The organism is Streptococcus mitis (assembly GCF_002096755.1).
Lineage (GTDB): Bacteria > Bacillota > Bacilli > Lactobacillales > Streptococcaceae > Streptococcus > Streptococcus mitis_AC.
This window is the reverse complement of record NZ_NCVF01000021.1, coordinates 69,671-82,350: the sequence shown is the minus strand read 5'-3', so window position 1 is coordinate 82,350 and position 12,680 is coordinate 69,671. Positions and strand designations below refer to the sequence as shown.

Annotated in this window: 9 protein-coding genes; 7 read left to right on the top strand and 2 right to left on the bottom strand. The window is 36.6% G+C overall.

Translation table 11 applies throughout. The features are described from left to right. Positions 1–72 precede the first annotated feature (72 nt). Complete coding sequence (locus B7700_RS04175) at positions 73–3,441, top strand: type I restriction endonuclease subunit R (protein WP_084887327.1); 3,369 nt, start codon at positions 73–75, stop codon at positions 3,439–3,441. 2 nt (positions 3,442–3,443) lie between these two features. On the opposite strand, the gene B7700_RS04170 is transcribed toward B7700_RS04175, so the two are convergent. After that, positions 3,444–4,685 carry a Fic family protein gene (locus tag B7700_RS04170; RefSeq protein WP_084887325.1) on the bottom strand — a complete coding sequence of 414 codons (1,242 nt, stop codon included), beginning with the start codon at positions 4,683–4,685 and terminating at the stop codon, positions 3,444–3,446. 260 nt (positions 4,686–4,945) lie between these two features. Here B7700_RS04170 and B7700_RS04165 point away from each other — a divergent pair, with 260 nt between their 5' ends. From B7700_RS04165 to B7700_RS04155, 3 genes are all read left to right on the top strand, one after another. After that, a complete protein-coding gene (locus B7700_RS04165) occupies positions 4,946–6,004 on the top strand; it encodes an AbiH family protein (protein WP_084887323.1) in 1,059 nt (352 codons plus the stop codon). Next, positions 6,001–7,215 carry a restriction endonuclease subunit S gene (locus B7700_RS04160; protein WP_084887321.1) on the top strand — a complete coding sequence of 405 codons (1,215 nt, stop codon included), beginning with the start codon at positions 6,001–6,003 and terminating at the stop codon, positions 7,213–7,215. Before B7700_RS04165 ends, B7700_RS04160 begins: the two co-directional genes overlap by 4 nt. Positions 7,216–7,311: 96 nt before the next feature. Next, the gene (locus tag B7700_RS04155; protein WP_084887319.1) at positions 7,312–8,913 is read left to right on the top strand and encodes a type I restriction-modification system subunit M; all 1,602 of its coding nucleotides are present in this window, start codon (positions 7,312–7,314) and stop codon (positions 8,911–8,913) included. A gap of 504 nt (positions 8,914–9,417) precedes the next feature. Here the strand turns inward: B7700_RS04155 and B7700_RS04150 are convergent. After that, positions 9,418–10,230, bottom strand: coding sequence for a hypothetical protein (locus B7700_RS04150; RefSeq protein WP_084887317.1), 813 nt, complete (start codon positions 10,228–10,230; stop codon positions 9,418–9,420). Between the two features lie 1,244 nt (positions 10,231–11,474). On the opposite strand from B7700_RS04150, the gene B7700_RS04145 reads away from it, so the two are divergent. From B7700_RS04145 to B7700_RS04135, 3 genes are all read left to right on the top strand, one after another. Continuing rightward, positions 11,475–11,660 (top strand): hypothetical protein, encoded by a 186-nt coding sequence (locus tag B7700_RS04145; protein ID WP_001096738.1) that lies wholly within the window; start codon positions 11,475–11,477, stop codon positions 11,658–11,660. Between the two features lie 285 nt (positions 11,661–11,945). Further along, positions 11,946–12,263: a hypothetical protein gene (locus B7700_RS04140; protein ID WP_000846753.1), complete on the top strand. Its 318-nt coding sequence runs from the start codon at positions 11,946–11,948 to the stop codon at positions 12,261–12,263. Positions 12,264–12,325: 62 nt separating this feature from the next. Next, positions 12,326–12,547 carry a hypothetical protein gene (locus tag B7700_RS04135; protein ID WP_084887315.1) on the top strand — a complete coding sequence of 74 codons (222 nt, stop codon included), beginning with the start codon at positions 12,326–12,328 and terminating at the stop codon, positions 12,545–12,547. Positions 12,548–12,680: the final 133 nt, after the last annotated feature.

The window sequence follows — 12,680 nt, the reverse complement described above, 5'->3', positions numbered from 1 at the left end:
TTCGCGTCCTCGTACCCATTTTCAAAACCTACCAATCTTTTTGGTGGGCTTTTTGCCTGATAGAAGTGGAGGATGGACATGATGTACACTTTATCAAAAGAATTAGAACAAGAACTCATCGTTTCAGCACCTGAGTTGCAACCTAGTTATACTGCCATCGTAGAATACCTAGAAGCTATCAACCAGAAAGAAGCATCTGGAAGCAATTCTCAGGAACTCCAGAACCAGCTTGCTATTCAGCTGAGACGTTTAGAAGATTTGGTGCAGGGCTATATCCAAATAAAGAAGAACCCGCATCACTACCTAGATGCAGATAAAGACCTGACAGCAGCCTATCAAGCCATAAAAGGAACGGAGCAAGCTCTTCTTGAAAAATTGCAACATCTCAATCAAGCAGCCTTGCAGGATTTCCATATCAGCCAAAGACTCTCTCCTAAAGACGAGACTGCTGTTCCTATAGCAGGCAAAGCCAAAACCAAACAGGAATTGGCTATCGAGCGAGATTTAATCAACCAGCTGACAAAGGGAGAAAGTCAATGGGTGTATCGACCTGAGTTAAATACAGAAGACCTCCTATGGGGAAACTTTTTTGCCAAGCTGGAAGCCAATAATGTCCGCATTTTGCAAGATCATCCCCTTACAAATTCAGAGAAAAATCAAATCAAAAACCAGCTCAATTTTGTCAACTTCTATGAAGCAGCCAAGTGGATAGCAGGGGAAAATGGCATTGCCAAGGTACAGGTTCAACGTGAAGATGCCAGTCTAGGTACCATTCGCTTGGAAGTCTTGTGGAGAAACAATGTCGCTGGTGGCAAATCGAGCTATGAGGTTGTCAACCAAGTCATCACAGGCGGAGAAGGGATTCGTCAGCGTCGTGGGGATGTGACTTTGTTAATCAATGGACTACCCATGATTCAAATCGAACTGAAAAGCCGTTCTCATCCTTATATGGATGCCTTCCGTCAGATTAAGAAATACGACCAAGAAGGACAGTTCAGAGGCATTTTTTCAAGTCTTCAGATGTTTGTCGTCTCTAATGTCACAGACACCCGCTACATCGCAGCTGCCAAAGCCAACAAGCTGAATGAACGCTTCTTGACCAAGTGGGTGGATAGTGAAAATAGGCCCCAACCTCAACTATTTGACTTTGCTGAGTCTGTCTTGTCCATACCGAGAGCTCATGAGATGGTCATGCAGTATTCTGTCATCGATGATGACAAGAAGGCCTTGATTTTATTGCGCCCCTATCAGGTTCATGCCATTGAAGCCATCCGTGAAGCCAGTCGTAAGCGCCAGTCCGGCTATATTTGGCATACAACTGGTTCAGGGAAGACCCTGACCTCCTATAAGGTTTCGCGCAATCTGCTCCAGATTCCATCTATCGAAAAGACAATCTTTGTGATTGATAGGACAGACCTTGACCAGCAGACGACCAGTTCCTTTCAGTCTTACGCAGAGAACGATATGATTGATATCGACGAGACCGATGATACACAGGAATTGGTTAAAAATCTGGCTTCTGATGACCGCCGTGTCGTTGTGACGACCATCCAGAAAATCAATGCTATGATTCGCCAGTTTGATGAAGGGCGTCATCAAAAGGTTTACAATCGTATCAAGCAACTCAAACTAGCTTTTGTCGTCGATGAATGCCATCGCGCAGTGACTCCTGAACGCCAGCGCCACCTAGAGCATTTCTTTACAAATTCTCTCTGGTATGGTTTTACAGGGACTCCTATCTTTACAGAAAATAAACGTGAACAAAAAGGAGACCTTGCTCAGACGACCGAAGAGCAGTACGGTGATTGCCTCCACCAATATACCGTCAAAGAAGCCATTCATGACAAGGCGGTTCTTGGCTTTAATGTGGAGTATCAGACGACCATGCCTGGTTGGGCAGAAGATGAGATTGACGAGGAGCGCTATGATGACGAAGGACACATGCTTGCTGTTTTAGATGCCATTCTCAATCGCTCAAGACGCAAACTCGGTTTCCAAAATGGGGTAGGAAAAACCTACGAAGCCATTTTGACCGTCAAAAGCATTGCCCGTGCGCAGGCCTATTATAACTTGATCAAGCAAGTCAAAAATGGAGAAAAGTCTTTAAGCATTTCGGAAAATGTTAAAAAGGTCTTACCAGACTTTCCTAAGGTTGCCATTACCTACTCTGTGACAGAAAATGAAGCAGACTCATATGTCAACCAAGCCTACATGGAGGAAAGTCTAGAAGACTACAATGCCATGTTTGGCACCCACTTTGGCCTAGCGACCATTGCTTCCTACAATAGTGACCTCAACGATCGTTTGGCCCGTAAGAAAGAACGCTTTGCCTTCCGTGAGGAACAGTTGGACCTGGTTATCGTTGTGGATCGCTTGTTGACGGGCTTTGATGCCCCTTGCCTATCGACCCTGTTCATGGATCGTCAACCCATGAAACCCCAGCATATCATTCAGGCCTTTTCACGAACCAACCGCCTCTTTGATGAAGGCAAGAAATTCGGCCAAATCGTTACCTTCCAAACGCCTGACCGCTTTAAAGAAAAAGTGGATGAAGCTCTGAGCCTCTACTCAAATGGTGGCGAAACCAGTGTATTAGCCCCAGAATGGCAGGAGGAGAAGGCCAAGTTTCTGGAGAAGGTTCATCAACTACTAGCCATCGCTCCAAGTCCAGAGCAGGTGCCTGATTTGGATACAGCGACAGATGCAGAATTAAAACGCTTTGCCAAGGCTTTTCAAGAGTTTGATAAGCTCCTATCCTCTATACAAGTCTATTCGGACTATGATGAGAAAGTCATCCTCAGAGAGATTGGCCTCAGCCTAGAAGACATCGAGAACTTTGCTGGTCAATATCAAAATGTCATCGAAGAACTCCGCAGACGCAGAAAAGAAGACCAAGAAGATGAAGGTGTGTTACTGGATATCGAGTATGAGCTTGAATCCATCCGCACCGACGAGATAAACTATCACTATATTCTCTCTCTCATCCAAGCCCTAATCGAAAATCGGGAAAACCTCATTGGTAAAAAGGAAAAGAGTCTGGTAGATAACTATATCGAAGATTTGAACAAATCCAATCCCAAGTTATCCAGCCTCATCTCCAAACTCTGGCAGAATGTCCAAGCTGATGCCAAGAGTTATCAGGGACAGTCTGTAACCCATAAGTTGGATGAGATGATTGAGCTAACTACCCAGCAAAAGATTCGTGAAACGGCAGATTATTGGCAGATAGGAGAGGATGAACTCCAGTTCGTAGTGGACAACTACCGCATCGGACGAGATAAGCAAAATGGTGAAAAAGCCATCACAGAGTCTCAGGACTATCTGGCCTATAAGGAAGCCCACGGAGACAAGGCACTACCAAAACTCAAATACAAAAAAGCCCTCAAAGAGGACTATATGCGCGTGATTTCAGAGGATATCCTACCGCTAAGGGGGAGATAGGTTTAAAAATGGTCAGAAAGATAATGTTGGGAAGGTTTTCGACTAATTAGGGTCAAAATTCCCCTCTCTTCAAGATGCAAGAAAGCATCCTTGACCTTTTTCTTAGAGTAATGATGGTTGGACTGATTGGCCAGTTGGATGATGCTTCTATCTTCTATACCATCTCTCTTATCATCGACAAAGAGCTTGGACTGAGCGAGGAGAAACAAGATGTATTTCTCAACTTCCTCCAGCCCTTCTGTTTGTTCTATCTTAACTCTATAGCGACGCAGTTGTTCCTGCTTTTCAAGGAGGGTTTGGATAATATTTTCCTGTCCTTCCTTAATAAAAGTCAACAAGGTTTCAACGAAGAAAGTAGCATCGGCACGGTTGAGATGGTCGCCAGTATTCTTAAAAGCTTTATAATAGTCTTGCTTATGGTGATTGATTTGTTGGGACAAAACCAACCCCGAAAATTTATCGAGCTTTCTAGACAAGTACTTGGCAAGGATATAGCGACCTGTCCGACCGTTACCGTCATAGAATGGATGGATATTTTCAAAAAAATAGTGTCCAGCACAAGCCTTGATAAGGTTTGGGATAGAATGGTCGTTTATAAAACGAATCCACTCTGTCAGCATAACCTGAATCTGTTCCTCCTTTTGAGGTGGGATATAGATGACTTTGCCAGTCTTGTCGTCTTGGATAAAGACCGATTTCTGCCTAAAAAACTCTCCATCGAGTTCATCCTCTGGTGAGATTTCTCCTTGTGTTAATTGGTCATAAATCCTTCTGATATCTTCAAGAGATTGGATTTGGAGAAATTCATTATTAAGGATTTGTTGGTACATTCGCAAAGTGGAAAGATGTTTGATCTGTTCGGTCTTATAGGGGTCTTCCTCTAGGAGTTTCTCCACATCGACCAACTCTTTACGAGTAGTATGGATACCCTCGATTTCATTTGTGGAAATAATCGATTGGTAGAGTTGTTCCTTATAAAACTGATCGTGGGCAATCTTAGGGAGGGTATCAGCTATTTTGCTAATTCGTTGCGACTGCTGTGAGATAGTTTCCATCAGTTGGGAAATCCCTAGATGCAGGGTAACAAATAGAGGGTATTGACTTGTTTTGACAGTATCGCGTTGCATTAAATGAGGATAAAGAGATGTTCTAATGAAACTGTATCCTTGTAAGCGTAGTTGATACTCTTCCTCATATTGGTCACGATGACTGTAGTATATTTTTCTAAGTTCTCTATAGTTCATATGTAGTCATCCTCGCATTTTAACGTTTTTTAACATTATATCACAAAATCAGCCCTTCTATTGTTTCAAAATAGGCAAAATTGCATAATAGAATGGTATATCTGCCTATCTAAAGTGAAAAAATGGCCAAAATTGAACAATAGGAATGAAAGGTGGACGCCCTAAAGTGCAAAAATAGGTAAAATTGAAGAATAGAAATCAAAAAATAAAATCTAAAGTGTAGAAATACGAAAATTGAGTAATAGAAAGGGGGGGATATAGTGGAAAAATTATTTATTATCGGAAATGGTTTTGATATAGCACATGATTTAAAGACGGATTACCTATATTTCAAGAAGTTCGTTTATCAGCAGGCTTATGGGAAAGATGATTTGTTAGAGTCATTGCAAACATCAAAGGGAATTTGCGACTTTTTTAGGGAAAAGGATATTGAAATTCAAGAACAACATCGATATGCTAAGGAAGATGGGTTGAGAGACATATATGGATATTCTCTATCCAAAATTAGAAATGGTCAGTTAGATAAACATGAACGGTATCAATTTATTTATCGACATATGATGCAGTTAATGGGATTAGAAAATTTTTGGTCTCAGTTTGAGCATGATTTAGGTTGGATAAATGAGGTGAAAATTATACTGTCGTCTTGTGGCCTAGAAGAAGAAGCTGAGGAGCTGGCAACGATTCTTGAAAAATTTCTAATAGCAGACATTGAAAATTTATTTAGGGAATGGGTTCAAAGTTTTATTCTGGACTGGGATAATATGCCTTCTAATCTAAAAAAACTAAAACGAAAGAAATCTGTTGAACACAATAAAAATGCCTACTTTTTAACTTTTAATTATAGTATGTTGTTAGAGGATTTCTACGGTATAAATTCTGAACAAATATGTCATGTACATGGAAGCGTTTCTGAAAATAAGCTAATATTTGGACATAATCGTGAAATGGATTCTTATGATGAATCTATACAAAATGATCCAACTGCGGTACGTGACTTTCTTTATAATTTAGTTGATTTGACTAGAAAGCCTGTCCATCAGCAACTTAGAAAACATGAATACTTTTTCAGAAGTTTAAGTTCTATCAAAGAAATCTATTTCATTGGTTTTAATATTCGGGATGAGAATGGAGTGGATGCTACGTACTTTAGAGAAATCTTTAAGCAGGCCCCAGATGTGAGCATTTATGTAGACCAGTTCGATAAGCAGAATGAATATACTATTAAGAAAACACTTAAGGCATGGGGAGCTCGTAAAGCTTATCAATTGCAATTTATAGATACAAATAAAGATGAAATAGTTGGAGGAGTAATATGACAAGGAAACCAAGTTATCGTTTTGCAGGTTATACCGAACCTTGGGAAGAAAAGAAGTTGGGAGAAGTTTCAACTCATCGTAGTGGTACATCGATAGAAAAATATTTTGCGGAAAATGGAGTTTACAAAGTAATTTCTATTGGTAGTTATGGACTTGATGGAGAGTATATAGATCAGGGAATACGAGCTATTTCTAACGAAGTAACTGATAAGAAAATTGTAAAAGAAAATGAGCTGACAATGGTTTTAAATGATAAGACTTCTAATGGTACAATTATTGGTCGAACTCTTTTAATAAAGTCAAGCAATGAGTTTGTGGTTAATCAACGTACAGAGATTATCTCACCAAAAGAAATACTAGACTCTCAATATGCTTATGTTTTATTGAACGGTAATTTTAGAGAGCAAGTAAAGAAAATTGTTCAAGGAGGGACTCAAATTTACGTAAACTATTCGTCTGTCGAACAATTAAAACTCCCTCTCCCCTCCCTCCCCGAGCAAACTGCTATTGGTTCTTTCTTCCAAGATATTGACCAGCTCATTAGCCTTCAACAGCGTAAGTTAGAGGTGCTCAATGAGCAGAAGAAAACCTACCTCAAGCTCCTCTTCCCAGCCAAAGGACAAAAGAGACCAGTCCTTCGCTTCGCAGGATTTGAAGATGAGTGGAAAGAAGTGAAGTTGGAGGAAGTTTGTGAAATATATGACGGGACGCACCAAACTCCAATATATACAACAGAGGGTGTGATGTTTTTAAGTGTTGAGAATATAAGAACATTGAATTCAGATAAATATATTTCTAAGGACGCTTTTGATAAAAATTTTAAGATTAGCCCTAAAAGTGGTGATGTATTAATGACTAGAATTGGTGATATAGGAACATCTAACTTAGTAGAGACTGATATAGATTTAGCTTATTATGTTAGCCTTGCTTTGATTCGTTCAAGTGTGATAGAATCAAAATTTTTAAATGTTTCTATTTCATCAGATTATTTTCAAAAGGAGTTATGGAAAAGAACATTGCATATTGCATTTCCCAAGAAAATAAACAAAAATGAGATTGGTCAAAGTAAATTTTATTATCCCCCATTCCCTGAACAAGAAGCCATCGGTTCTTTCTTCCAAGACCTAGACAAGGCTATTGCCAAGCAAGAGGAAAAAGTCAACCAACTCAAAGAAAGCAAACAAACCCTACTCAGAAAAATGTTTATCTAAGATACCCAGCTTTTAGGTCGTGTTCGATTATCTAAGATACAAAGACCTCAAAAAGCTACACTAAGCGAATGAAAGTAGAAATTGATAGGAGACCCTATGTCACAAACAGATTTATCAAGAGAACTCTACCAATCCCTCTGGAATGCGGCGGATATCCTGCGTGGCCAGATGGAAGCTAATGAATACAAGTCCTACCTCTTGGGCTTGATTTTCTATAAGTACCTATCCGACAACATCCTCCAAGCCGTCTGTGATAACTTGGACGAGAACTTTGAGTCCTTCCAGCAAGCGCAGCTTCTCTATGAGGAAAACTTTGCGGATGCAGATGTCCGTGAAGACCTCATCGAGGTCTTAAATGACGAGCTAGGCTATGTGATTGAGCCTTCTCTAACCTTTACCAAGCTGGTTCAGTCTATCCACGAAGGAACCTTCCAGCTAGAATCCCTAGCCCAAAGTTTCCGTGATATCGAGCAGGCCAATGAAAAATTTGAAAATCTTTTCGAAGATATTGACCTCTATGCTAAAAAGCTAGGTAACACCCCACAAAAGCAAAACAAGACCATCTCTGAGGTTATGAAGCAACTCAACGACCTCAATGTGTCTGGTCATGCTGGTGATATCTTGGGTGATGCTTATGAGTACTTGATTGGCCAGTTTGCTAGTGATTCTGGGAAAAAGGCTGGAGAGTTCTATACACCTCAAGCAGTTTCTCATCTCATGACTCAGATTGTCTTTGCAGGGCGTGAGCATCAAAAGGGGATGTCAGTTTACGACCCGACCATGGGTTCTGGTTCTCTCTTGCTCAATGCCAAGCGCTATAGTAAGGAAGCTTCGACGATTTCTTACTACGGTCAAGAGTTGATTACTTCGACCTTCAACCTTGCTCGCATGAATATGATGCTTCATGGGGTTGCGATTGAGAACTATCACCTCAGCAACCACGACACCCTTGACGAAGATTGGCCGACTACCGAGCCTACAGACTTTGATGGGGTTTTGATGAACCCACCTTATTCACTTAAGTGGTCAGCAGATAGTGGCTTCCTGCAAGATCCTCGTTTCTCAAGTTATGGAGTTCTTGCACCTAAGTCTAAAGCGGATTTTGCCTTCCTCCTTCACGGTTTTTACCACCTCAAGCATAATGGTGTCATGGCTATCGTACTTCCTCACGGAGTTCTCTTTCGAGGAGCAGCCGAGCAGAAGATTCGCCAGCACCTGCTAGAAGAAGGCGCTATTGATACAGTTATCGGCTTGCCAGCAAATATCTTCTACAATACCTCTATCCCGACAACCATTATTATCCTTAAAAAGAATCGCACCAATAAGGATGTCTTCTTTATCGATGCCTCAAAAGAGTTTGAAAAAGGGAAAAATCAAAACAATATGACCGAAGATCATATTGCCAAGATTTTGGAGACCTATCAAAAACGCGAGAATGTCGAGAAGTTTGCTCATCTAGCCAGTTTTGGAGAGATTGTCGAAAATGACTACAACCTCAACATTCCACGCTATGTCGATACCTTTGAAGAAGAACCAGTTGTTCCCCTAGCCGACCTCGCAGACCAACTCGCAGAGATTGATAAAGAGATTGGACAAGTAGAAGCCAGACTCGCACACATGCGCAGCCAGCTAGTAGGCACAACACCAGAAGCCCAAGCAGAATTAACCGCCTATCTTGAAAAGTTGAAAGAGATTTAGGGACTTGTGAGAATACTCTGCTAAAAATTTAGAAAAATAAAATGACAGTAGAAAATCTATTGTCATTTTTGGTTATCTATTGCTCAAGTAGAAAGCGAATTAAAACTAAACTAAAAGGATTGAGTCCTGTACAACACAGAATTTAATCCTTAACATAAAGATAATGACTAACTTTTTGAGAAGTAATGTTATTTTACTAAAATAAGTAAAGTGTGTATTATTTTCGTGAAGTAAAATGAGGATGAACTTCAATATAAAATTATTGATGAAAAATTACTATTATTACTAGATAAAATTGATAGTGAACTCCCGAAGTAAAAGAGTGTTGTACTATAACTGGAATTTAAAAGTTTTATAAATATTAAATACAGATTAGACATAAACTTTAATATTGCTCATATAATTCAATGTAGCTATAAATAGTAATTTTGCTTATAATAATTTTAATTTCTTTTAAACTATATCTTTTACTCATATTTCTAGTTGAGAAGTGATTTTCTTATATTAGTTTCTTTTTTTATAATCGTTAATTATTTGATCAATGAATTTTAAATAGTAAGTGTTTATTATATCTTTATCATTCCAAAATCTATCATAATCTTCTCTATTGTAGTATTTAGCATAGTCATATTCATATTTATCCTCAAATTGTTCAAAATATATATTAGTTGGTATTAATTTTGTTCGTGATTTACCTGTATTATAATCTGAAGAATAATCTGTTGCATAAACTTGAATATTAGAGAGATTATTTTGTGTTTTACTTGTATTATTGATGAAAATTGTGAAAATAACAAGATTCATTTTATCGTATCCGGAGTCAATATCATTAGTATTGATTTGTAAATTATTTTCACTTATTCTATTAGCAATATCAATGTTTAAATTTGGTCCAAATTCAACATGATTATTTGAAAAGTAATTACTAAAAGGATTTTTATCTGTATTAAAGTTAATATGCCCAATTTTTCCTTTTGATTTACCTGTTAGTTGAAATCTCATATCTAATCCTTCCATAGGTATAGATAGACTATGTGTAGATATATAATCATCGAAATAGTCCGAATGAGAATTTGAAGAAAGAATCATATATGACCGTATATATACAGTCGTATCTTTCATATCATCGCTTCCATAATTATATATGGAGAATATGTCATCATCTTTAGTCCATCCAACTGGATTATTTAGTACAAAGGAGTATGATGGTTTTCTTGTTACATATTGATAGAACGGGACAATAGCAGTAGTGAGAAGACTGACCAAAATCGGTACAATTACAGTACTTTGATTATAAAATTTTAATATTCTACTCATTTTTATACCTCATATAATAATTTGGAGACTAGTAGATTTCTTATTTTGTGAAATATTCAAATACAGATTCGTATAAATTATAATATATAGTATCTTCCATAAAATATATTACTTAATATGGTTTTTTGATTAAAAATCTAATCTATATGTTTACTAAAAGAAAATATGATTACTTTATCTTTTATGATTTTTTTCAAAAGTTTGAATGATAGTTTATTCGTATTAAAAATATCGGGCCATTTATTCGAAATATAGTTCCTGATAACTTTATGTTTCAGTAAGTTCATCAATCTGACATATTAATTTATAAATATTTTTTTATTGCTTCAATTACCTATCAAATATAAAATAGTGCATGGGAAAAGTTTGTATCAAAAATTCTTTATTATCATTATACCATGATTCGACACTATTTTATTTTCATTAAAAACGGAGGTTAGGTGTATAATGGTTTTAAAATTATAAAAAGGTATCAGTTGTTTTGTCCACAAACTAGATATGCGTTTTATAAAATATTTGGTCAGCTTTTTTTAAATTCCAAAATTGAGAAATTTTTAGATTCTTTATGTTAAGCAATCTTCAAAATATAGAATAGACTTACTTCACAATTAACTTTAAACTGTTTATCAATAGTTAAGTGAAAATTATCAGTTTTAATTTTAAATACCCTAAATGGGTAGCTATGTAAAACGACCATCTAATTTATTTCACAAAAAATATAGTCAAAAAAGTAGTCATTCGAATGATTTCCCTTGCAATATACTGAAATTAATAAAAAGAAAAAACGCTTGAATGCGTTTTTCTTCTGTATTGATTCGTATTGAATGCTTACTTAACTTCGGTGAAGAAGATGTTGTTTTAAAGGTATGTAATGATATTTGAAAACCTTGATTTGATAGCATTTCTACCTAAAATAAAATAAATGGTAAATAGAGAAATATGAATTTATTGAAATTTAATCAGTTAGGAATCAGTTACGATAAATTAATATTCTTTGGAAATCAGAATATAGCACTTATTAGTATTGCTTTATCATAGGTTAGATATTTTCTTAATTAGATAAGGGCGTTGTAGTTTCAATTTATGGAGTACATTAGTTTGTAGAAGTACTAAACAAAATTACTCGTTATGATAGTTCATCAAAGGTATTATATCAGATGTACAAAGTGTGTAGAGAAGTTTTTGGATAGGAATTACTTGAAAAGTATGTGTTTTTATGATATATATTATGTAGGAGGAATATTATGGCGAAATTAACAAATTTTTATTTGAATAAACAGAATGAAATTAATTTACCAAGACTAGCTAAGTTTTTTAAAGAAAAAAATATGCTTGAAAGAGAGAATAGGACTTGGGTGATTAATCTAGCGATAAAGGAACTTTTTGAAAGTCTGGAGTCTGAGATTATAGATTTTGAAAATAATAATTAATTGACGCACTGAGCGTCTTTTTTTTGCAACAATAAATATATATTCATGTATCTAATATGTAATACATATGCAACAAAGATGTAATGTTGCCCCCCTTGATTTTTGTCTCCCGGCATGATATGATATAACCATGATTTACACTTGATACATACTTGATGTATACAAGAAATATACTTTTAAAATGAGGTTGTGAATATGAGTAACAGTCGAGCTTCTCCATTCAAGATATAATTCAAAAATAAGCTATATTTAATTTTAAAATTTTAATTTAAGGAGAAAGAAAATATGAAAACATTTAAAGAACTGGTTGATATTGAGGGAATGGTCTTTCCTAATTCTCATGGGGTGAAACGTGTACAGAGGTTTAATCCAGACGAGTCACCATGCTTTCTTTTAGACGATGAATCTAGGGAGTTACTTATGAGAAAATTACCATTTGATAAAATTAATGAACCAACTTTGAAAAAATTTGCTGAGAATATTATTGTATTAAATCGTCAAAAGCATCGTGTATCTGATAAATCTAGAATGGTATTGATGAATGAGGCTAACTACAGCTATAGTGGTGAATCATTCTATACTACTATTGTCGAATATTATTAACTTTGGTAGGAGAGGTTTTCTCTCCTCCGTTATTTTACTTATAAACAAGGAGAACAAAAAATATGTTTAAAAATTTTTGTCAAAATGCTTTTATAAGCCTATATTTCATAGTGTCAACGCTAGGAGGCTTTTCTGCGCATCTAGATTTCCGTTCATTCTCCCCTTATCAATCAGTCAAAATAGCTTTATGCTTGGGGGTTATATTAATTTTATTGCAACTTCCAATGATGTTTGCTAAATTATTAGAGGTTTTGGAAATCAAAAAAGGTGAGACGAATGAATGATATCAGACGAATGAGATTATCTTTTTGCGTTTTTATAATTCTAATGGGGCTTTCGGTTTTTATCTTCCATCCTATTGGCGAAGGGATTTCTTTAATGTGTACTATTATAGCCACCCCATTTTTATTTACATTT